Genomic DNA, 21184 nt, shown 5'->3' on the forward strand with positions numbered 1-21184 from the left:
TCTCCTGTCGACGACTGGAGACGACGCTAAAACCTCAACAAATCTCGAGGTCAAATCACGCGCAGCGAGGACCGGTGTGTGGGAGGCCGAGAGCTGCGTGGACGAGGTGGGCCACCGCGGGGGAATCGGGGAGGATGCCGTGGTGGAAAGTGTCTGTGGGGCAGAGGTCTTGAACCCACAGGTTGGTGACGGTGGCGCCGGGGCCGGGGTGCAGGAAGGTGGCTTCGGGTGGGGTGACGACGCGGTCGACGCGGGTGGCGATGGCGGTGTAGGCGATGCCGGGTTCGGTGTCGCCGGCGGCGTTGAGGCGGCGCAGGAATTCGCTGCCCGCCAGCTGCTGGACGGCGGCGGTGCCCAGGACCTTCGCGATCGCGATATCGGCGGCGGCGGCCGCGCTGCCGGTCGGCAGCAGGGCGCCGAGGCCGTCGGCGGTGGTGCCGTGATTGGTGGCGGCGATCGAGACGAGGTGCCGCACTTCGGGTTTCGGCTGCATACCGCCTTCGAAGCGCAGGTACTGTCTGGTCAGCGGGCCGCCCTGGGAGTGGGCGACGATATCGACGCGCGCGGCCCCGGTGGCCGCACGCACCCGGTCGACGAACGCGGCGAGCTCCCTGGCGGAGGTGCGCATGTCCGCGGTGCCATAAACGCCGGGCTCGGATCCTCTGAGGCTGAACAGTTTTCGGCCGTAATTGAGTGAGAACACGCACGCTCCGGCTCTTTTGAGCTGCGGTGCCAGCGTGTCCCACGATCTCTGGTTACCCCAGGTGCCGTGCACCAGCACCACGGGCTCGGGGTGCCGCTCGGACGGTACGCACGCCCAGTCGTTGGCCCCGCCCGGTGCGGCGGCCCCGTCGTCGGTCTCCGCGTGCGCGGGCGCGGCCAGCACGATCCCGGCGGCCACCGCCGCCATGGCGGCGCGGACCCGGCGACGCAGTGCAGACATGAGGAGAAAGCCCTTCCGCTCGGTGCTTCGCGAAATCGGCTGCCAATCCGTACACCAGGTGGCCTCATGTAAGCACCGGTGTGGGCGGGTGCCAAACACCCGCGCCGGGTGATTCGGGAATGGACCTAGGCGGCGGTCCAGCGATAGCGCCGTTCGGGCCGTCCGGTGCCGCCGTAGCGCAGCCGCACCTCCGCGCTGCCGGTCTCGGCGAAATGCTCGAGGTAGCGGCGCGCGCTGACTCGCGACAGCGCGGTGGCGTCAGCGCATTCCTGCGCCGACAGGTCGGTTTCGGCTGCTCGGAGCACGTTCTCGACCAGTTGCGCGGTCTGTGCGGTCAATCCCTTGGGCAGGGTGACGGCGGTGCGCGGCCGCCCCGCGAACACCTGGTCGATATCGGACTGCGCGGCGCGGGACAGTTCGCCGAGCTTGGCGTGCAGTGCGGCGAAATGCTGGAGCTGGTCGTAGAGCGCACCGTAGGTGAAGGGCTTGATCAGATAGTGCAGGACGCCGCCGCGCATGGCGGCGCGAATGGTGTCGACATCATCGGCCGCGCTGATCACGATCACATCGGTCGCCTCGGCGGTTTCCCGGATGCCGCGCAGTACCGACAGCCCGTCCAGGTCGGGCAGATAGATATCGAGCAGCACCAGATCCGGGCGCAACTCACCGATCAGGCGCAGCGCCTCGGCACCGGTGCGGGCCACGCCGGCGACGGTGAAACCCGGTGTCTTGCTGACATATCCGCTGTGCACCTTGGCGATCATGAAGTCGTCGTCCACGACCAGCACCCGGATCACGCGCGCACCTGCACGGGCAGGGTCGCGGTGAAGACCGCGCCGTCGGCATTGTGCACGGACACGGTGCCGCCGCGTCGCACACAGGCCTGCCGGGTGATGGCCAGGCCGAGTCCGCGCCGACCGCCCGCGGCGGCCTTGGTGGTGAATCCGTGCCGGAATACCTCCCGGGCGAGTTCGGGCGCGACGCCGGGCCCGGAATCCCGGACCACCACGTGCACAGCGCCGTCGTGCATGCGGATGTCGACCTCGATCCAGCCGGGTCCGGACAGCGCGTCGAGCGCGTTGTCGACCAGATTCCCGAGCACGGTCACGATATCGCCGGACAGTCCCGCGTCGACTTCGGGAAGGCAGCTGTCCACCGAAAGGCGTAGTCCCACACCCTGTTCGGCGGCCAGACTGGATTTCGCGATGAGCAGGGCCGCGGCCGCGGTGTCGCCGATCCGCGCGGTGACCTCGGCCTGCCACTGGTCCCGGTTGGCGCTGACCCTGGTGATATAGCGCGCCACCTCGTCGTATTCGCCGAGTTCGATCAGACCGGCGATCGTGTGCAGCCGGTTGCTGAATTCGTGTGCCTGCGCGCGCAGGGTGTCGGCGGCATTGCGGTTCTCGGTGAGCTGATCCTGGAGCCGCACCAGTTCGGTGCGGTCCCGCAGTGTCACCACGGCGCCCAGTGTGCGCTCGTCCCACCGGATCGGGGTCCGGTTCATCACCAGTACCTTGCCGCGGCGCAGGCCGATCAGATCGGTGCCCTGCGCCGTGCCGGTGAACACGTCGAGCAGGCGTTCGTTGAGGCCGAGATCGTAGACGCTGCACCCGACCACATCGCCGAGCGACAGCAGGTCCTTGGCCTGGTCGTTGACCAACGTGACCCGGTGCTGCTGATCCAGGCCGACCACGCCCTCGTGCACGCCGTGCAGCATGGCCTCGCGGTGTTCGACCAGCGCGGCGATCTCGGCGGGTTCGAGCCCGAAGGTCTGACGTTTCACCCACCAGGACAGCGACAGCGATCCGGCGACGCCGACGGCGGTGGCGATGCCGAGCAGGCTGAGCAGACCCGGGAACGAGTCGGTCAGCGTGTGCCAGATCGCGGGCTGCTGCTTCTTCGCCGCGACGTAGCCGACGACCTCGTGGGTGCCCTGGCCGATCACCGGTACGTGCGCGACGACCTCGTCCTCGATCCGGCCGACCCAGGCCCGGCCCTCGGTGACCGTCGAATCGGCCAGGCGCAGCGGCTTGTTGATCTCGGAGGGATCCTGCGAGGTCAGCACCTTGCCGTCGGCGCGAGCGATGACGACCTCGTCGGCGCCGGAGGCGACCTGCGCCGCGGTGGCGAACGGGGCCAGCAGCAGGTGCTGTGCGGGGTCGGCGAGCAGCACGCGCAGGCTCGGATTGGCGGCCACGTCCTCCGCGATGCCGAGCATGCGCCGGGATTCGGTATTGCGGAAGGTCTCGCTCACCTGGGCGACCACCACCGCGGCGACCGCCGCGAGCAGGACGAAGACGATCAGCAATTGCAGGGCAAGCAATTGCCGTGCCAGTGAGCCCTTCTTGCCCACGTGTACCTCCTGTGCCGCCGGCCCGCAGTCAGTGTCCTCGTCTTCCTGGCGAAATGGGCCGTGTTCGGTGTGAACACTATGACCACAACAAACGTTGTGGACGCAAAGCAGACAGGCTGCGGTGGTCCAGCTCACACTTTCGTGCAACTCGATGAGGAGAGATGAGGATCCCCAGTGAAAACTCGGAAGTTGCTGACTGCCGTTGTCGGTGTCTGCGCCGCGGTCGCGCTCACCGCCTGCAATGGCGCGGGCGGTTCGGCCGACACACTGTCCGGCGTGCGGATCATGGTCCCGAATTCGCCCGGCGGCGGGTATGACATCACCGCCCGCACCTCGGCGAAGGTCATGGAGGACGCCGGCATCGCCCGCTCGATGGAGGTCTTCAACCTGCCGGGTGCCGGCGGCACGGTGGGCCTGGGCCGCCTGGTCGGGGAGAAGGGCAACGGCAAGCTGATCATGCAGATGGGCCTGGGCGTGGTGGGCAGCGTGTACACCAACAAGTCGCCGTCCAAGCTGACCGACACCACGCCGATCGCGCGTTTGCTGGACGAGCCCGACATCATCGTGGTGTCCAAGAACTCCAAGTACAGCACCATCGATCAGCTGGTCGCGGAGTGGAAGGCGAACCCGGGCGCGGTTCCGGTCGGCGGCGGCTCCTCACCGGGCGGCCCGGACCATCTGGCCCCGATGCTGGTCGCCAAGGCCATCGGTATCGAACCCAAGGCCGTCAACTACGTCCCGTTCGACGGCGGCGGTGAACTGCTGGCGTCGGTGCTCGGCAACAAGATCGCTTTCGGTGTGTCCGGCGTGGGCGAGTACCTCGATCAGATCCAGGCCGGTGAACTGCGCGTGCTCGCGGTGACCGGACCCGAGCGCATCGACGGCGTGAACGCGCCGACGCTGAAAGAGGCCGGGATCAATGTGGAATTCACCAACTGGCGCGGGGTGGTCGCGCCGCCCGGCATCAGCGACGACGAACGCAAGGCCCTGATCGACGCCTACACCGCCATGCACGACTCCGCCCAGTGGAAGGAAGCGGTTCGCACCAACGGCTGGGGTGACGCCTTCCTCACCGGCGCCGAATTCGGCGCCTTCATCCAGCAGCAGACCGAGCAGTGCGGCGCCATTCTGAAGGATCTGGGGCTGGCATGAGTTCCACCGCTCCCGAGCCCGGCGACGCGGAGGCCGCCGGGCCACCGCCACCGAGAACCGGTGTGGCGGGCTGGTTCCGGGACCGTTCCGAACTGGTCGTCTCGGTCATGCTGGCCGGTGCGGGCGCGGTGGTGATCACCGACGCGCTGCGCATGTCCACCGCCTTCACCCAGCGCGGGCCGGTCGGCCCGAAGGCGATGCCGCTGGTGGTCGGCGCCCTGCTGGTCGTGGTCGCCGTCGCGCTCGCCTTCGATGTGCTGCGCGGCGGCCGCGGCGAGGCCGAGGGCGGCGAGGACGTCGATCTGTCCACCCCGCCGGAATGGCGGACGGTCGCGCTGCTGGTCGCGGTGTTCGTCGCGAACATCGTGCTGATCGATATCGCGGGTTTCCCGATCGCGGGCACCCTGCTGTTCTGGGGCGCGGCGTTCGCGCTCGGCAGTCGGCACTGGGTGCGTGATCCGCTGCTCGCGGTGATCCTCGCACTGGTCACCTACGTGGTGTTCGGCGAGTTGCTCGGTGTGACGCTGCCCGGGGGGCCGTTGGAAGGGGTTCTTTCCTGGGGGACAGGAGTCGGCGGAGTGGGTGAGCTCTGATGGACGCGTTGGGCAATCTACTCACGGGGTTCGGTACCGCGCTGACTCCGGTGCATCTGCTGCTGGCCGGGGTCGGTGTGCTGCTGGGCACGGCGATCGGCGTGCTGCCCGGTATCGGCCCGGCGATGGCGGTCGCGCTGCTGCTGCCCATCACCTACAGCGTGGAGCCGACGGGTGCGTTCATCATGTTCGCCGGCATCTACTACGGCGGCATGTTCGGCGGCTCGACCACCTCGATCCTGTTGAACACTCCGGGTGAGACCGCCTCGGTGGTCACCGCGATCGAAGGCCACCCGATGGCCAAGCGGGGCCGCGGCGCGCAGGCGCTGGCGACCGCGGCCATCGGCCACTTCGTGGGCGGCATCGCGGGCACCGCGCTGCTGGTGCTGACCGCGCCGCTGGTGGCGGAGTTCGCCGTGGACATCGGCGCGCCCGACTATTTCGCCATCATGCTGCTGGCGTTCATCGCGGTCACCTCGGTGCTCGGCAGCTCCCGGGTGCGTGGCTTCGCTTCGCTGGGAATCGGTTTGACGCTGGGGCTGATCGGATTGGATCCGATCACCGGTCAGCAGCGCCTCACCTTCGGATCGCTGCAATTGGCCGACGGCATCGACGTGATCATTGTCGCCGTAGGGCTTTTCGCGGTCGGTGAGGCACTCTGGGTGGCCGCACATCTCCGGCGCAATCCGGGCAGCGCGATACCGGTGGGTCGAGCCTGGTTGAGCCGCAAGGATTTCGACCGCTCCTGGAAAGCCTGGTTGCGCGGGCCGCTGATCGGCTTCCCGTTCGGCGCGGTGCCGGCGGGCGGTGCGGAGATCCCGACGTTTCTGTCCTATGCGACCGAGAAGCGGCTGTCCGAGCACAAGGACGAGTGGGGCAAGGGCGCCATCGAGGGGGTTGCGGGTCCGGAGTCGACGGCGAGTGCGTCGGCCGCGGGCACGCTGACCACCATGCTGACCCTGGGTCTGCCGACCACGGCGACCGCGGCGGTCATGCTGGCGGCGTTCCAGCAGTACGGGATCCAGCCGGGACCGCTGCTGTTCCAACGGGAATCGGAGCTGGTCTGGACGCTCATCGCCAGCCTGTTCATCGGCACCGTGCTGCTGCTGGTTCTGAATCTGCCGCTGGCGCCGGTGTGGGCGAAGCTGCTGCGGATCCCGCGGCCCTACCTGTACGCGGGCATCCTGTTCTTCGCCAGCGTCGGCGCGTACGCGGTGTCCGGTGACGTGGTCGATCTGGTGCTGCTGCTGGTGATCGGCGTGATCGGTTTTCTGATGCGCCGCTTCGGGTTACCGCTGCTGCCCGCCATCATCGGCGTGATCCTGGGGCCGAACGCGGAGATGCAGATGCGCCGGGCGTTGCAGATCAGCGACGGCGCGCTCGGCGGACTGGTCGACACCTGGTTCGCCAGAATCGTTTACGTGATCATCGTGGTGATCCTGGTGTGGCCGCTGCTGGCGCTGGCGTTCCGGAAATCGAGGGGCGGTGGGGGTTCCGATGATTCGGGCACGCCCGCCGCGCCGGAAGCGACTGCCCAGGCGTGATCAGTCGATGCGGTAGCGGCCATCGGATGCGGCCCAGCCGGACCACATCTCGACGCGTCCGGCGGGTACGCCCGCCCAGGCCGGCAGTGGTTCGCAGTTGCCGATCCACTGGTCCGGGATGATGTCGATATCTTCCCGGGCGGCCAGGATGCCGCCGACGATCGCGCAGGTGGTATCGACATCGTCGGAGGCGACAGCCGTGGCCCACAGCGCTTCGGCGAAGTCGTCCGGGTAGCGGGCGACCGCCCACAGGCACAGCGGGACGGTATCGGGCGCGGAGATCTCGCGTCCGGTGCCGAGCGTGGCTGCGGCACTGCGGGAATCCCGCAGATGCAGCAGCCCGGCCGCGGTGTGGATGCCGTCGCGGACCAGGCCGGGCGGTGTGTGCTCGGCGACCGCCGCGAGCAGGTCGGCGCCGCGCAGGTCGAGCGCGGCGGCCACGGCCACCGCGACGGTGCCCGCGATGCCCTCGGGGTGGGTGTGGGTGACCTCCGCCGACGCCGCGGCCTCGCGTACCACCCGATCGAGGTCGTCGGCGAAGTACGCGCCGAGTGGCGCGACCCGCATGGCGCCGCCGTTGCCCCAGGAACCACGGCCGTCGAACGCGGCGGTCGCGAGGGCGCGCCAATCGCCGCCCTCCTGGCGGATCAGGCGCAGCATGCGATTCACGCCCGCGCCGAAGCCGCGGTCGAAGTCGTGGTGTTCGGCGAAGGACGCGGCCAGCGCGTCCTGGTCGATGCGCCCGAGCCGGTCCAGGACGGCGTATACCGAGCAGGCCATCTCGGTGTCGTCGGTCCAGAACCAGGGTGCGCGGGGCAGGGTGCGGGTGTGCAGGCCCCGGAAGTTGCCGGGGACGAAGAAGGAGGAGCCGAATCCGTCGCCCACGGCCACGCCGTGCAGCGACGCGACGGCACGGGTGCGGCGGTCAGCGTTCATGGGGTCGATCCTGCCGAATCGCGGGCGGTCCGGGCAATCGAATTCACCTGTGGATCACCGGTTTCCGAAGACGCCCTCGAGCCGATTGCGTGAACCCGGGTGCACCAGCCGGGCGGCGCTCACCAGGCCGGTCGAGGACCAGGTGCGGCGGCGGATGAGCAGGCACGGTTCGCCGCGCTCGATGCCGAGCAATTCGCACTCCTCGGCGGAGCCGAGCACCGCTTCGACGATGTGCTCGCCGCGTTCCAGCGGCGCGACCTTGCTCAGGTAGGTGTTGGGCGTCAGCGTGGTGAAATCCTGGTCCAGGTAGTCCGGCGCCTCGGCGGGATTGACCAGCCGGTCCTCCACCTGGATCGGCACATCGTCCTCGTAGTGCACCAGGATGGAGTGGAAGACCGTGCGCGGCAGCAGGTCTCGCATGACCGAGCGGCGATCGAGGTCTTCCGCGCGGACCGACACCACCCGGGTGCGGTGCCGGTGCCCGCGCTGCTGGATCTCGTCGGCGATATTTCTGACCTCGAACAGCGGGGAGGGCGCCTTGGTGCCGGCCACGAAGGAGCCGACCCCGGTGTGGCGCACGATCAGGCCCTCGGCGGTGAGTTCGCGCAGCGCGCGATTGATCGTCATACGGGAGAGCCCGAGGGCGGCGACGAACTGGTTCTCCGACGGCAGTTGGTCGCCCTCGGCCCAGCTGCCGGACTTGATCTGGGTGATGACCAGGTTCTTGACGCGTTCGTAGGCGGGCGCGGACTGGCCCGAATCCCGGAACAGCGCACCGAGTTCCGCGTCGACCGCCATGTCCAACACCCATCCCTGAAGTCATGCCGATACCTACCGGCGGCCGAAAGTCTATCCCTTGACAGCTGGTTGTATATACAGGACTATACACCTCAGGCGCCGCGAGCGTGACGCGGCACACAGTGGATGAGGACAAGCCAGTGACGACACTCGAAGACCAGTCCGGAGCGGGGCTTACTCCGGAACGCCGCACCATCGACGTCGTACCCGACCACGAACGGCACGGTTCGCCGCGCAGCCAGTTCACCCTGTGGTTCGGCGCGAACATGCAGATCACCGCCATCGTCGACGGTGCGCTGGCCGTGGTCTTCGGCGCCGACGCCTGGTGGGCCATGCTCGGGCTGCTGATCGGCAACGTGGTCGGCGGCGCGGTCATGGCCCTGCACTCCGCGCAGGGCCCGCGCATGGGACTGCCGCAGATGATCTCGAGCCGGGCGCAATTCGGCGTGCAGGGCGCGGTGGTGCCGCTGCTGCTGGTCATCCTCATGTACCTGGGCTTCGCGGCCACCGGCACCGTGCTCGCGGGCCAGGCCGTCAACAAGATCCTGCACATCGACAGCCCGGTGGTCGGCATCCTGGTCTTCGGCGGGCTCACCGCCTTCGTCGCCGTGACCGGCTACCGGCTGATCCACGTGGTCGGGCGGATCGCCACGGTGGTCGGCATCATCGGGTTCACCTACCTGTGCGTGCGCCTGTTCACCGAGTACGACGTCGCGAACGTCGTGGGCACCAAGCCGTTCGACACCGCGACGTTCCTGCTCGCCATCTCGCTGGGCGCCGGCTGGCAGCTGACCTTCGGCCCGTACGTCGCCGACTACTCGCGCTACCTGCCGCGCGCCACCAGCGAGCGCACCACCTTCTGGTCCACCTTCGCCGGATCGGTGATCGGGTCGCAGTGGGCCATGATGCTCGGCGTGCTGATCGCCGCGTGCGCGGGCAAGACATTCCTGGCCGACCAGGTCGGCTTCGTCGGCGAACTGGCCGGGCCCGCGCTGATCGCCACGCTGATCTACCTGGTCATCGTGGTCGGCAAATTGACCGTGAACTGCCTCAACGCCTACGGCGGCTTCATGTCCATCCTGACCACGGTGACCGCGTTCAACGGCCGGTCCCGCATCTCCACCGCCGCGCGCACCGCCTACATCGTCGGCTTCACCGGGGTCTCGATGGTGATCGCGATCGCCGCCAGCGCCGACTTTCTGAACAACTTCAAGAACTTCGTCCTGGTGCTGCTCATGGTGTTCACCCCGTGGAGCGCGATCAACCTGATCGACTACTACCTGATTTCCAAAGAGCGCGTGGACATTCCGGCGCTCTACGACGTGAACGGCCGCTACGGTCGCTGGAACCCGACCGCGCTGGGCTGCTACGTCGTCGGCGTCCTCGCCCAGATCCCGTTCCTGGCCCAGAAGCTCTACACCGGGCCGATCACCACCATGCTGGGCGGCGCGGATATCTCCTGGATCGTCGGAATCCTGCTCACCGCCGCCATCTACTACCCGCTCGCGCGGCGTACGGCCAATCCGCCCGACCACATGATCTACCCGGCCGACACCGAAATGGCCGACACCCGAGCCTGATTCGACCACCCGAGCACGAAGGAGCAGATCTCATGTCCGACCGCCTGGACGGCGCCCGCCCCGTATCCGCGCCCCGCGGCAGCGAACTCAGCACCCTGGGCTGGCAGCAGGAGGGGGCCCTGCGCATGCTGATGAACAACCTCGACCCGGAGGTCGCCGAACACCCGGACAGCCTGGTCGTCTACGGCGGCACCGGCCGGGCCGCGCGCAGCTGGGCGGCGTTCGACGCCATGGTGCGCACGCTGCGGACCCTGAAGTCCGACGAGACCATGCTGGTGCAATCCGGTAAGCCGGTCGGGGTGTTCCGCACCCACGAATGGGCGCCCCGGGTGCTGATCGCCAACTCGAATCTGGTCGGCGACTGGGCCAATTGGGTGGAGTTCCGGCGGCTCGAGGAACTCGGGCTGACCATGTACGGGCAGATGACCGCCGGATCCTGGATCTACATCGGCACCCAGGGCATTCTGCAGGGCACCTACGAGACCTTCGGCGCCGTCGCGCGCAAGCTCGCGGCAGCGGGCCGCGGCGGCGGCACGCTGGCGGGCACCATCACCCTGACGGCCGGGCTCGGCGGCATGGGCGGCGCGCAGCCGCTCGCCGTCACCATGAACGAGGGCGTCGCGATCTGCGTCGACTGCGACGTCACCCGGATCGATCGCCGGATCGCGCACAAGTACCTCGACGCCAAGGCCGACGATCTCGAGCACGCACTGCGCCTGGCCGTGGAAGCACGGGATGCCAAGCGGCCCTTGTCGATCGGCGTGGAAGGCAATGCCGCCGAGATCTTCCCCCGGCTCCTGGCCATGGGCGCGCCCATCGATATCGTCACCGACCAGACCTCGGCGCACGACCCGCTGTCCTACCTGCCGCTGGGTATCCCGTTCGCGGAGATGAAGGCCGCCGCCGCGAAGGATCCCGAGCTGTTCACCCGGCAGGCGCAGGAATCCATGGCCCGGCACGTGGCGGCCATGGTCGGCTTCATGGACGCGGGCGCCGAGGTCTTCGACTACGGCAACTCCATCCGCGACGAGGCTCGAAAAGGCGGCTACGACCGGGCTTTCGAATTCCCGGGCTTCGTACCCGCCTACATCCGCCCGCTGTTCGAAGAGGGGCTCGGCCCGTTCCGCTGGGCTGCGCTCTCGGGCGACCCGAAGGACATCGCCGCCACCGACCGGGCGATCCTGGAACTCTTCCCGGACAACGACCACCTGCGCCGCTGGATCGAAATGGCCGGGGAGAAGGTGGCATTCGAAGGACTGCCGGCCCGGATCTGCTGGCTCGGCTACGGCGAACGGCATCGGGCCGGACTGAAATTCAACGAGATGGTGGCCTCTGGTGAACTGTCCGCGCCGGTCGCCATCGGCCGCGACCACCTCGACTCCGGCTCGGTGGCCTCGCCCTACCGCGAAACCGAGGCCATGCTCGACGGCTCCGACGCCATCGCCGACTGGCCGCTGCTCAACGCCCTGGTCAACACGGCCTCCGGCGCGTCGTGGGTGTCGATCCACCATGGCGGCGGGGTCGGCATGGGACGCTCCATCCACGCCGGACAGGTGTGCGTCGCCGATGGCACCGAACTGGCCGCCGAGAAGATCACCCGAGTGCTGACCAACGACCCCGGGATGGGCGTCATCCGGCACGTCGACGCGGGCTACGAGCACGCCGCCGACGTCGCCCGCGAACGTGGTGTGCGCGTCCCCATGACGGAAGGCTGATTCGTGTCGGTGCTGCTGACGAATATCGGCACGCTGGTGACCAACGATCCCGCCGCGGGAGCGGGAGCGCTGGGCGTGATCCACGATGCCGCCGTGGTTTTCGACGACGGCGCCGTCGCCTGGGTCGGCGCCGCGGCACAGGCGCCCTCGGCCGACGAACGGCACGACCTGGACGGTGCGGCCGTGCTGCCGGGGTTCGTCGAAAGCCATTCGCATCTGGTCTTCGCAGGTGATCGAGCCGAGGAGTTCGGGGCCCGGATGGCCGGAAAGCCCTACGCCGCCGGTGGAATCCGCACCACCATTGCCGCCACCCGCTCCGCGACCGACGAGCACCTGCGCGCGAATGTGGCTCGGCTGCTGGACGAGTCGCTGCGTTCGGGCAGCACCACCGTCGAAATCAAGAGCGGCTACGGGCAATCGGTGTCCAGCGAACTGCGCAGTGTGCGCATCGCCGGTGAGTTCACCGACGAGGTGACCCTGCTGGCGGCGCACGTGCCGCCGCCGGAATACGCGGGCCGAGCCGACGACTACGTCGCCATGGTCTGCGCGGAGATGATCGAAGCCTGTGCGCCGCACGCGAAATGGATCGACGTCTTCTGCGAGCAGGGTGCGTTCGACCGGGATCAGGCCGACGCCGTACTCACCGCGGGCGCGGCGGCCGGATTGACTCCGCGTGTGCACGGCAACCAGCTGCACCAGGGGCCCGGAGTGCAACTGGCGGTGGCGCACTACGCCGCCTCGGTCGATCATGTGGCCCATGTCAGCCCGGCCGACATCGAAGCGCTGGCGGGCAGCTCCACCGTGGCGACCGTGCTGCCCGCAGCCGACTTCTGCACGCGCAACACCTATCCCGACGCCCGGGCGCTGATCGACGCGGGCGTCACCGTGGCGCTCGGCGCGGACTGCAATCCGGGCACCTCCTACACGACCAGCATCCCGTTCTGCATCGCGCTCGCGGTACGAGACCTGCACATGACCCCGGAGGAGGCGGTCTGGGCAGCTACCGCCGGTGGCGCGCGGGCCCTGCGCCGCGACGACATCGGTGTGCTCGCCCCGGGCAAACGCGCGGACGCGATCGTGCTGGACGCACCGTCGTATTTGCATCTGGCCTACCGGCCGGGTGTGCCCCTGGTCCGGCAGGTCTGGAAGGACGGAGTCGTCGCGACCTCGTGGCGCCCGAGGGCGTAGGAGGCAATGCTCATGCGGCGGAGAAAGTGGTCCCTATGTCGGCAGGAGCGGATGGTGCGGTGGGTGCAGGGCACACTCGGAAGCGGTCGGCCGGGTGGTGATGTGGCGGCGTCATGGGCCGGCCGGGTCGACGGCACTCCGCGCTTCGAGCAGGTGGCGTTGTGATGTCCGAGTTCGATCGCGCGGTGGAAAGTGAGGTGGGTGCGGTGGCGGCATCGTGGACCGGCCGGGTCGACGGCACGTCAGGGGAGTATCTGCGCTGGCATCAGGTGGTCGAGCCCTATTCGGCAACAGCCATTCCCGGTGCCTGTGTCTTCGTCGGCTTCGCCAGTGACGAGGGCGTGCGACGCAACAGGGGCCGAACCGGTGCGGTCGCCGGACCCGGGGCGCTGCGCGGTGCGCTGGCATCCATGGCACTGCCCACTCCGCTGCGCGCCTACGACGCGGGCGATGTGATCGTCACCGGAACCGAATTGGAGGCCGGGCAGGAGGCTTTGGCCAATACGGTGAGCGCCATCCTGGACGGCGGTCACTTTCCGATCGTCCTCGGCGGCGGCCACGAAATCGCCTACGGCACTTACCTCGGTCTGGCTCGCTCGGAACTGCGTCGGCCCGGGGCGCGGCTCGGAATCCTCAACCTGGACGCGCATTTCGACCTGCGCTCGGACCCGGTTCCCAGCTCGGGGACCCCATTCCGGCAGATCGCGGAATGCGAGCGGGCCGATACCTGGCAGTACGCGGTAATCGGGATCAGCCAGCCCAGCAACACCAGGGCCTTGTTCGATACAGCCGACCGGCTGGGTGTCCGCTACCTGCTCGACGATGACTGCGGCACAGCGAATCTCGCCGCGGTGCTGAAGTTCGTCGACGACTTCCTGGCCGCCGTCGATCTGGTCTACCTCACGATCGATCTCGACGTGCTGCCCGCGGCAGTCGCCCCGGGCGTCAGCGCCCCGGCTGCTTACGGCGTCCCCTTGGAAACCGTCCAGGCGGTAACCGACCGCCTGGCCGCCAGCGGCAAGCTCGCCATTTGCGATGTCGCCGAACTGAACCCGTCGCTCGATATCGACAACCGCACCGCTCGCACGGCCGCCCGGCTGTTGCACCGCATCGCGACCCGCCGACCGGCCGGCATCGGATAGTCGTCGCTGCGGCTCGGTGGGCGGCCGAAGATAGTGGCCGCCGCACCGTACCTCGCCCGCCGTCCAGCGCCATCACCGCGCTCAGCGACCGTGAGCGGAAAACACCACTGTCGCCGCGCTTTCAGCGGGCGCGGGCGAACCAGGCGACCGTCGTGCGCTGGTTGAGCAGGACGACGATCGCGAAGCTCGCGGCGGCGCCGAGCAATCCGGCCGGTCGGCCCTGTGCCACAGCACCGAGGGACCAGAGAATTGCGATGCCCGCACAGTAGATCGCGGCGACGCGCAGGAGGTTCTTGCCGCGCGTGAAGCCGAAGGCGAAGAGCGCCAGGATGACTCCGGGCAGGAAGACAGCCGCGTAGGCGCTGAGCGCTGTACTTTCGGTCGCGACTGCGAGCAGCGCGAGGGCGATCGGGACGCCTCCGTATAGCCAGGACATGAGCTGTGCCGCCCGCACGGACGGTGGCAGGGACTTGTGGTCGCGGTCGCTCACTTGGTCTCCCGATTTCACGTCGCGGTTGTTGTCGCACCGGGTCTTTCGAGGATGAGACGGCCATCGCGCAGAGCCAAGCAGTGATCGGCGCGGCGCGCCTCCTCCGGGTCGTGTGTCGCCTGGACCACGGTAACCCCGTCCGCCGCGAGTTCGGTCAGACAGCGCGAAATTGTCTCCTGCGCATCGGAATCCAGACCGCTGGCCGGTTCGTCGAGGAGTAGTAGCCGGGATTCCTGGGCCAGCGCCTGGGCCAGCAGGGCACGTTGGCGTTGGCCGCCGGAGAGGGTGTCGAGGCGGCGGGCGGCCAGGTCGGTGACGCCGACCCGGTCCATGCAGCCGGCCACCAGGTCGCGATCGGCGCGGGTAAGGCGACGCCAGGGACCTCGCACACTCCAGCGGCCCATGGCTACGGTCTCGCGCACGGTCAGCGGCAGGGTGGTCGGCACCGCGGTGTGCTGCACGACGAGCGCGGGCCGTCCGGGGACGGTCGTGTGTACTGCTCCGCTCAGCGGTTCGAGGATCCCGGCGAGGATACCGAGCAGGGTGGACTTTCCGGAGCCATTGGGACCGACCACCGCGGTGACCTGGCCTCGCGGGATGGTCGCGGTCACCTCGTGCAAGACCGGCGTCCCGGCGTACCCCGCGCTCACCGCGTGTAGTCGAACCGCGGTCGCTGTGTGTTGCATGTCACCTCACTTGAAACGATAATCGTTTTCATCATAGTGTCTCGCGTCATGGAGTGGCTGGTGGACCCGTTCGAGGTGGCTTTCGTACAGCGAGCGCTCTGGGGCGGCCTGCTGGTGTCGTGCGTCTGCGCGCTCGCCGGGACATGGGTTGTGGTGCGGGGCATGGCTTTTCTCGGGGACGCGATGGCGCACGGCATGCTGCCCGGGGTGGCGGCGGCAGCGCTGCTGGGTGGCAACCTGCTTATCGGCGCGGCGATCAGCTGTGCGGCAATGGCATTCGGGGTGTCCGCGCTGAGCCGCGATCGGCGGTTCGCGGCGGACACCGGCATCGGGCTGCTGTTCGTGGGCATGCTGGCCCTCGGTGTGATCATCGTGTCGCGCTCGGAGTCGTTCGCCGTGGACCTGACCGGATTCCTGTTCGGCGATGTGCTGGGCGTGCGGATGCGCGATCTCGGATTCCTGGTCGCGGCGCTGGCGGTCGCGCTGACGGTGGCCGCGCTGGGCCACCGCGCGTTCATGGCCCTGGCCTTCGACCCGCGCAAGGCGCACACCTTGGGTCTGCGGCCGGGGCTCGCCCAGGTGGCGCTCGTGGGTTTGCTGACCCTGGCGATCGTCGCGTCGTTCCATGTGGTCGGAACTCTGCTGGTGTTCGGACTGCTCATCGCCCCGCCCGCCGCCGCCACCTTCTGGGCCGACCGGATTCCGCTGATCATGGTGCTGGCGGCGGCTTTCGGTGCGCTGTCCACCGTGGTGGGGCTGCTGATTTCCTGGCACGCCCAGACGGCGGCCGGTGCGACCATTGCCCTGGTGGCGGTGGCGTCGTTCTTCGTCTCGGCCCTGGCCTCGGCGCTTCGGGATCGATTGCGCCGCGGTAAGGGAGCCGTCGCGGTGCTGGGGGCCGTGGCCGTGCTGGGCGGCTGCGGGACGCAGACCGCTCCGAGCGAACCTGTGCAGGCGCCGCACGGCTATGTCGAAGGCGCGGAGGAGACCGCCGACGCGCAGGCGCGCCTGATCCTCGGCGATCGCGACACCGGCATGCTCCGGGTGCTCGACCTGACGAGCGAAAAGGTCACCGACGCGGGCAAAGTCGAAGGGCTGCGGCAGCTGCGCGGCGACGGTCGCTACGGCTATGCCGCGGACGGGAATTCGGTCCGGATCATCGACAGCGGCGCCTGGATGGTCGACCACGAAGACCACGTCCACTACTACCGGGCCCCGATCCGGGAGGTCGGCTCGATCGGGGGCGGTGAGCTCGCCGCCGTGCACAGCGACAAGGCGGTCGTCGCGCTGGCCTTCGCGAACGGCATTACGACACTGTTGGATCGGCCCGAACTGGATCGGGGGAGCGTCCGGGAACTGAGCAGGGTCGACGGCGTCGCGGTTCCCTACGCGGAGCACCTGGCCGTCGCGACGGCGACCGGTGTCGAGATCCGCACCCGGGAGGGTACTCCGGTCGCCGCGATCGCCGAATCCTGCCCGCAGCCCAAGGGGCAGGCGGTCACCCGCCGCGGCCTCGTATTCGGCTGCGCGGACGGCGCTTTGGTGGTGCGCAAGCAGGAGGACGGCTTCGCTGGTGCGAAGATCCCCTATCCGATCCCGGTGTCCGAGGCGGACCGCGCCGTCGAGTTCACGCACCGCCCCGGCAGCACGACGCTCACCGCGAAGGCCGGTTCCCGAGGCGTGTGGTCGCTCGACATTCGCGCGAAGACCTGGCGACTGGTCCCGCTCACCGAGGTGCTCGCTGTCGATACCGCGGGAGAGGGGTCGCCGCTGCTGGCGCTGACCCGCGACGGCGGCCTGCACGCCTTCGATCCCGGAACCGGCGCTCGCACAGCGCACACCGTGCTACTGGCGCAACCTGCCGGTGCGGCGTCCCTGGTCGTCGACAGCGCGCGCGCCTACAGCGGCGACAGCTCCGCTCGTACGGTGCACGAGATCGATTACAACGACAACTTGCGCGTGGCACGGACCTTCACGCTGGATATCACGCCGACCTTGCTGGTGGAGACGGGCCAATGAGAAATCTACTCCGCGTAATCGCCTGCCTCGCAGTAGTTCTACCGGCGCTGGCGGCCTGCTCCTCCGACGGAGGCGATCGCACCGGCATCGTCGTCACGACCAATATCCTCGGCGACCTGACCCGCAGCATCGTCGGCGACGCCGCTCCGGTGACCGTGCTGATGCCCGCCGGTGCCGACCCACACTCCTTCGGCATCTCCGCCCGCCAGGCCGCCGAGCTCGAACAAGCCGCGCTGGTGGTGCACAACGGGCTCGGCCTGGAGGAAGGAGTCGCACGCAATGTCGCGGCGGCGGTGGACGCCGGAGTCCCGGCCTTGGCTGTCGCCGAGGGGCTCGACCCGATCGAGTACACCTCCGACGAGTCGAAAGGCACGCCGGATCCACACTTCTGGACCGATCCGCACCGGGTGCGCCGCGCGGTGGAATTGATCAGCGTCCGGGTGCTCGAGGCTGTCGACGGCATCGACGCCGCAGCCGTCCGGGGCCGCACTACCGCCTACCTGGCCGAGCTGGACCAGCTCGATGCCTGGATGACACGGCAGTTCGCCGAAATTCCGGCCGCGCAGCGCAAATTGGTCACCAACCATCACGTATTCGGCTATCTCGCACAGCGTTTCGACTTCAGGGTGATCGGCGCGGTGATTCCCAGCGGCACCACCCTGGCCTCGCCCAGCGCCGCGGATCTCAGCGCCCTCGCCGAGGCCATCCGCAACGCCGGTGTCGGCGCGATCTTCGTGGACTCCTCCCAACCCGACCGCCTGGCCCGGGTGCTGGCCGAACGGGCCGGCCTGCATGTGCAGGTCATCGGGTTGCACACCGAATCGCTCACCGCGCCCGGCGGCGGTGCCGCCAGCTACCTGGAAATGGCGCGCGCCAATACCGAAGACATCGTCCGCGGCCTCACGCCGCACTAGAAAGATGGAGTAGCACATGATGATTCGGTCCCGAAAGGCCGTGGCCCTGGCCGGTCTGGTCGCCACCGTGGTCGCGGTCGGCGGCTGCGGTTCCGACGACGAGCACGGCCATGCGGCGGGCGCCGAGCCGATCGCCGTCACCTACGACGGCGGGATCCTGGTCCTGGACGGCCAGAGCCTCGCGCAGCGGGCGGATGTGAAGCTCGAGGGCTTCAACCGCCTCAACCCGGTCGGCGACGAGCACCACCTGATGGTCACCCACAAGGACACGTTCAAGGTGTTCGATGCCTACGCCGGAGAATTCACCGACCTCGAGTTCCCCGCCGCGAAGCCGGGCCACGTGGTGCACCACGCCGGTCGCACCGTGCTCTTCGCGGACGGCTCCGGCGAGGTGACCAGCTTCGCCTCGGGTGAGGTGGCCGACGGCAAACCACAGACCGCCACCTACCGGTCCGCCGCACCGCATCACGGCGTCGCGATCGAGCTCGCCGACGGCCGGCTGGTGACGACCCTGGGCACCGAGGAGAAGCGGACCGGCATCGTGGTGCTCGACCGCGACCGCAAGGAGATCGCACGCAACGAGGACTGCCCCGGCGTGCACGGCGAGGCGACCGCGCAGGGCGAGACCGTGGTGGTGGGCTGCCAGACCGGCGTCCTGGTCTACCGCGACGGGAAGATCACGAAGGTGACCAGCCCCGACGCCTACGGTCGCATCGGCAACCAGTCCGGCAGTGATGTCTCGGCGATCGTGCTCGGCGACTACAAGAAGGACAAGGACGCCGAGCTGGAGCGTCCGACCCAGGTGGCGCTGATCGATACCGCCACCGCGACGATGAAGCTGGTCGATCTCGGCACCAGCTACACATTCCGGTCGCTGGGCCGCGGCCCGGACGGTGCGGCGCTGGTACTCGGCACCGACGGCAAGCTCCACGTCATCGACCCGGTCGCGGCGAAGGTGACCAAGTCGATTCCGGTCCTGGACCCGTGGACCGAACCGCTGAAGTGGCAGCAGGCACGCCCCGCGCTGTTCGTGCGCGGCGGCACCGCGTACGTGTCGGATCCGGGCAGCAAGCAGGTGCATCGCATCGATCTGGCCGCGGGCGCCGTGGCCGCGAGCGTCACCTTGCCCGCCGCCCCGAACGAGATCAACGGTGTGCACGCGCACTGACGGCCGCCCTGCGAACCCCGTCGTTCCGGCCGAACAACGGGGTTCGCCCAGCTCCGCGACACCTTTCGAAGCGATCGTGCGCTATCGGTATAGTTGCCGCGGATGAATAGATCCACCGTGCGTGAGGCATCCCAGTCACCGGACCGCCGTTTCCGGCCCGTCATGTGGCTGCTTCCGGCGCTCCTCGCCGTGGTGGCCTACCTGTTCCTGACCGGCCCGCTCTGGCCCGTCCAGCAAGCCAACGGCGATGTCGCGATCACCGGCGATTACATCGATCTCCAGGTCTACCGGCTCGGTGTCGAGGCGCTGCGGGACGGCGGCAACATGTACGGCGAGCTGCCCAAGACCAACGCCGGTATCAGCCTGCCGTTCATCTACCCGCCGTTCGCCGCCCTGGTCCTCGGTCCGTTCGCGCTGCTGCCGTGGGATCCGGCGGCGTTCCTGTTCTTCGTGTCCTCGGTGGCCGCGCTGGCGATCACGCTGTACCTGGTCGCCCGCCGGATCTGGCCGCAGCGTTCGCAGCGGCAGACCGTGCTGTTCGCGACCGCCGTCGCGCTGCCGCTGTCGCTGCTGCTGGAGCCGATCTGGGCGACCCTGAACTTCGGCCAGGTCAATCTCCTGCTGATGGTGCTGGTCGCCGCCGACGTGCTGACCCACAAGCCCAGGTGGCGGCGCGGCATGCTGATCGGCATCGCCGCCGCGATCAAGCTGACACCGGCCGCGTTCGTGCTCTACTTCCTGGTCAAGAAGGACTACAAGGCCGCCGCCACGGCCGCCGTGACCGGCGCGGTGGCGACCCTGCTGAGCTTCGCGATCCTGCCGGGTGCCTCGGTCGAATACTGGTTCCACGGCATGGGCAATGTGTCGGGGCTGAGCGGGTCGTCGTTCCAGACCAATCAGTCGATCCAGGCGGTGCTGGCCCGGTTCGGGTTCGAGAAACCGCTGTTCACCATCCTGTGGCTGCTGCTGAGCGCCCTGCTGCTGGTACTGGTCGTGATCGCGATGCGCCGCGCCGCCGACTTCCCGCCGCTGGCACTGGCGATCAACGCGGTGTTCACCCTGCTGGTGTCGCCGATCTCGTGGTCGCATCACTGGGTGATGATCGCGCCCGCCCTGTTCGCCATGATCGGCTACGCGCTGCGCTTCCCATTGCGCCGGCGCCTGCGCTGGTTCGCGGTCACCGCGGTCACCGCCGCCGTCTTCGTCTACGGCCCGCAGAACTGGCTGCCGGGCGACGACGACCGCGAATTGTCCTGGACCGTCTGGCAACACCTCCAGGGCGACACCTATGTCTGGCTGAGCCTGGTCCTGGTGATCCTGTTCGTGGTGGTGACCCGGCGCTCGGCCCGGGTGCCCGCCGAATCGGAAGCTACGCGGCTACAGCCGGTTCCGTAGGGCCTCGCAACGGCGCGCGCGAGCGGTTTGGCGCTGCCTACCGCCCGGGAGGTGATCCGGGCGGGGCAGCCACCAGGCATTCAACCGGCCGAGTCTGAGTTCGCGCAGGTGATTCGATGAATTTCCGCTGAGAATCGCGGAGCGGGCACACTCCGAGAATCAAGCCGACCGGTCGGAACTCTCTGTGAGTTCCCCTGTCCCCCAATGGGTTTCCGTCGTCGCAGAGTAGGATTTGTCCGGCGTATTCGATCCGGCCGAAGGGGAAACACTGTGAGCATCATTCTCGCCGCCACGCAGGAATGGGTCGGATCGGCGGTGCTGGCGCAGGTCGGCAACCCGGAGCCGCTGGCTCCGCCGATCGCGGACAAGTTCCAGCAGATGGTCAGCTATTTCACCTGGTTCGTCCTGCTGGCCGGCATCACGGCGATCGTTTTCGCGGGCGGCAGATTCGCCTGGGAGAAGTGGAGCGGCGGCGGCCTCCAGTCGCCGAAGATGGTGGCCGGAGCCATGATCGGCGGCGTGGTCGCCACCAGCGCGGGCACCATCATGAACGCGCTCGTCGCCTGAC

19 protein-coding genes are annotated in these 21184 nt (G+C 68.7%); 12 read left to right on the forward strand and 7 right to left on the reverse strand.

Annotation, left to right across the window (positions count from 1 at the left end; all coding sequences use genetic code 11):
• Positions 1 to 55 precede the first annotated feature (55 nt).
• The 3 genes from ACFVMC_RS10865 to ACFVMC_RS10875 all read right to left on the reverse strand — a co-directional run bounded on the left by ACFVMC_RS10865 (position 56) and on the right by ACFVMC_RS10875 (position 3296).
• The gene (locus ACFVMC_RS10865; RefSeq protein ID WP_379208948.1) at positions 56 to 943 is read right to left on the reverse strand and encodes an esterase/lipase family protein; all 888 of its coding nucleotides are present in this window, start codon (positions 941 to 943) and stop codon (positions 56 to 58) included.
• A 125-nt stretch (positions 944 to 1068) separates the two neighbouring features.
• Positions 1069 to 1740 carry a response regulator gene (locus tag ACFVMC_RS10870; RefSeq protein ID WP_379208949.1) on the reverse strand — a complete coding sequence of 224 codons (672 nt, stop codon included), beginning with the start codon at positions 1738 to 1740 and terminating at the stop codon, positions 1069 to 1071.
• On the reverse strand, positions 1737 to 3296 hold the full coding sequence (locus ACFVMC_RS10875; protein ID WP_379208951.1) for an ATP-binding protein: 1560 nt from the start codon (positions 3294 to 3296) through the stop codon (positions 1737 to 1739). Before ACFVMC_RS10875 ends, ACFVMC_RS10870 begins: the two co-directional genes overlap by 4 nt.
• Positions 3297 to 3470: 174 nt before the next feature.
• Between ACFVMC_RS10875 and ACFVMC_RS10880 the strand changes: the two genes are divergently transcribed.
• Genes ACFVMC_RS10880 through ACFVMC_RS10890 form a run of 3 tightly spaced genes read left to right on the forward strand, consistent with a single transcriptional unit; the run spans position 3471 to position 6585 of the window.
• Entirely contained in the window at positions 3471 to 4448 is a 978-nt protein-coding gene (locus ACFVMC_RS10880; protein WP_379208952.1) for a Bug family tripartite tricarboxylate transporter substrate binding protein, read from the forward strand.
• On the forward strand, positions 4445 to 5041 hold the full coding sequence (locus tag ACFVMC_RS10885) for a tripartite tricarboxylate transporter TctB family protein (RefSeq protein WP_379208954.1): 597 nt from the start codon (positions 4445 to 4447) through the stop codon (positions 5039 to 5041). Before ACFVMC_RS10880 ends, ACFVMC_RS10885 begins: the two co-directional genes overlap by 4 nt.
• A complete protein-coding gene (locus ACFVMC_RS10890) occupies positions 5041 to 6585 on the forward strand; it encodes a tripartite tricarboxylate transporter permease (protein ID WP_379208956.1) in 1545 nt (514 codons plus the stop codon). Before ACFVMC_RS10885 ends, ACFVMC_RS10890 begins: the two co-directional genes overlap by 1 nt.
• On the opposite strand, the gene ACFVMC_RS10895 is transcribed toward ACFVMC_RS10890, so the two are convergent.
• The gene (locus ACFVMC_RS10895) at positions 6586 to 7521 is read right to left on the reverse strand and encodes an ADP-ribosylglycohydrolase family protein (RefSeq protein ID WP_379208958.1); all 936 of its coding nucleotides are present in this window, start codon (positions 7519 to 7521) and stop codon (positions 6586 to 6588) included.
• 54 nt (positions 7522 to 7575) lie between these two features.
• Entirely contained in the window at positions 7576 to 8319 is a 744-nt protein-coding gene (hutC, locus tag ACFVMC_RS10900; RefSeq protein WP_379208959.1) for a histidine utilization repressor, read from the reverse strand.
• A 140-nt stretch (positions 8320 to 8459) separates the two neighbouring features.
• Here hutC and ACFVMC_RS10905 point away from each other — a divergent pair, with 140 nt between their 5' ends.
• The 4 genes from ACFVMC_RS10905 (at position 8460) to hutG (ending at position 13944) form a co-directional block, all read left to right on the forward strand.
• Positions 8460 to 9899 (forward strand): purine-cytosine permease family protein, encoded by a 1440-nt coding sequence (locus ACFVMC_RS10905; RefSeq protein ID WP_379208961.1) that lies wholly within the window; start codon positions 8460 to 8462, stop codon positions 9897 to 9899.
• 32 nt (positions 9900 to 9931) lie between these two features.
• Positions 9932 to 11614 carry a urocanate hydratase gene (gene hutU, locus ACFVMC_RS10910; protein ID WP_379208963.1) on the forward strand — a complete coding sequence of 561 codons (1683 nt, stop codon included), beginning with the start codon at positions 9932 to 9934 and terminating at the stop codon, positions 11612 to 11614.
• Between the two features lie 3 nt (positions 11615 to 11617).
• Positions 11618 to 12802, forward strand: a complete 1185-nt coding sequence (hutI, locus tag ACFVMC_RS10915; protein ID WP_379208964.1) for an imidazolonepropionase — start codon at positions 11618 to 11620, stop codon at positions 12800 to 12802.
• A gap of 164 nt (positions 12803 to 12966) precedes the next feature.
• Positions 12967 to 13944, forward strand: a complete 978-nt coding sequence (gene hutG / locus ACFVMC_RS10920) for a formimidoylglutamase (protein ID WP_379208966.1) — start codon at positions 12967 to 12969, stop codon at positions 13942 to 13944.
• Positions 13945 to 14065: 121 nt separating this feature from the next.
• On the opposite strand, the gene ACFVMC_RS10925 is transcribed toward hutG, so the two are convergent.
• Positions 14066 to 14434, reverse strand: a complete 369-nt coding sequence (locus tag ACFVMC_RS10925) for a hypothetical protein (protein ID WP_379208968.1) — start codon at positions 14432 to 14434, stop codon at positions 14066 to 14068.
• A 14-nt stretch (positions 14435 to 14448) separates the two neighbouring features.
• A complete protein-coding gene (gene aztA, locus ACFVMC_RS10930; protein ID WP_379208969.1) occupies positions 14449 to 15120 on the reverse strand; it encodes a zinc ABC transporter ATP-binding protein AztA in 672 nt (223 codons plus the stop codon).
• Positions 15121 to 15168: 48 nt separating this feature from the next.
• Between aztA and aztB the strand changes: the two genes are divergently transcribed.
• The 5 genes from aztB (at position 15169) to ACFVMC_RS10955 (ending at position 21183) form a co-directional block, all read left to right on the forward strand.
• Positions 15169 to 17139 carry a zinc ABC transporter permease AztB gene (gene aztB / locus ACFVMC_RS10935; RefSeq protein WP_379208971.1) on the forward strand — a complete coding sequence of 657 codons (1971 nt, stop codon included), beginning with the start codon at positions 15169 to 15171 and terminating at the stop codon, positions 17137 to 17139.
• The gene (gene aztC, locus ACFVMC_RS10940) at positions 17136 to 18053 is read left to right on the forward strand and encodes a zinc ABC transporter substrate-binding protein AztC (RefSeq protein WP_379208973.1); all 918 of its coding nucleotides are present in this window, start codon (positions 17136 to 17138) and stop codon (positions 18051 to 18053) included. The genes aztB and aztC overlap by 4 nt, the downstream gene beginning before the upstream one ends.
• Before the next feature lie 19 nt (positions 18054 to 18072).
• Positions 18073 to 19221, forward strand: coding sequence for a zinc metallochaperone AztD (gene aztD, locus ACFVMC_RS10945; protein ID WP_379209525.1), 1149 nt, complete (start codon positions 18073 to 18075; stop codon positions 19219 to 19221).
• 102 nt (positions 19222 to 19323) lie between these two features.
• Complete coding sequence (locus tag ACFVMC_RS10950; protein ID WP_379208975.1) at positions 19324 to 20616, forward strand: glycosyltransferase 87 family protein; 1293 nt, start codon at positions 19324 to 19326, stop codon at positions 20614 to 20616.
• Between the two features lie 270 nt (positions 20617 to 20886).
• A complete protein-coding gene (locus ACFVMC_RS10955) occupies positions 20887 to 21183 on the forward strand; it encodes a hypothetical protein (protein WP_379208977.1) in 297 nt (98 codons plus the stop codon).
• Position 21184: the final 1 nt, after the last annotated feature.

It is taken from the genome of Nocardia sp. NPDC127579 (assembly GCF_042672005.1).
Taxonomy (GTDB): domain Bacteria; phylum Actinomycetota; class Actinomycetes; order Mycobacteriales; family Mycobacteriaceae; genus Nocardia.

Excerpts from the sequence above, each read along its gene's own strand:
- aztC (WP_379208973.1), top strand. The coding sequence starts at position 17,136 with ATGAGAAATCTACTCCGCGTAATCGCCTGCCTCGCAGTAGTTCTACCG.
- ACFVMC_RS10950 (WP_379208975.1), top strand. The coding sequence starts at position 19,324 with ATGAATAGATCCACCGTGCGTGAGGCATCCCAGTCACCGGACCGCCGT.
- ACFVMC_RS10895 (WP_379208958.1), bottom strand. The coding sequence starts at position 7,521 with ATGAACGCTGACCGCCGCACCCGTGCCGTCGCGTCGCTGCACGGCGTG.
- hutU (WP_379208963.1), top strand. The coding sequence starts at position 9,932 with ATGTCCGACCGCCTGGACGGCGCCCGCCCCGTATCCGCGCCCCGCGGC.
- aztA (WP_379208969.1), bottom strand. The coding sequence starts at position 15,120 with ATGCAACACACAGCGACCGCGGTTCGACTACACGCGGTGAGCGCGGGG.
- aztB (WP_379208971.1), top strand. The coding sequence starts at position 15,169 with ATGGAGTGGCTGGTGGACCCGTTCGAGGTGGCTTTCGTACAGCGAGCG.
- hutC (WP_379208959.1), bottom strand. The coding sequence starts at position 8,319 with ATGGCGGTCGACGCGGAACTCGGTGCGCTGTTCCGGGATTCGGGCCAG.
- aztD (WP_379209525.1), top strand. The coding sequence starts at position 18,073 with ATGATTCGGTCCCGAAAGGCCGTGGCCCTGGCCGGTCTGGTCGCCACC.
- ACFVMC_RS10890 (WP_379208956.1), top strand. The coding sequence starts at position 5,041 with ATGGACGCGTTGGGCAATCTACTCACGGGGTTCGGTACCGCGCTGACT.
- hutG (WP_379208966.1), top strand. The coding sequence starts at position 12,967 with ATGTCCGAGTTCGATCGCGCGGTGGAAAGTGAGGTGGGTGCGGTGGCG.
- ACFVMC_RS10885 (WP_379208954.1), top strand. The coding sequence starts at position 4,445 with ATGAGTTCCACCGCTCCCGAGCCCGGCGACGCGGAGGCCGCCGGGCCA.
- ACFVMC_RS10865 (WP_379208948.1), bottom strand. The coding sequence starts at position 943 with ATGTCTGCACTGCGTCGCCGGGTCCGCGCCGCCATGGCGGCGGTGGCC.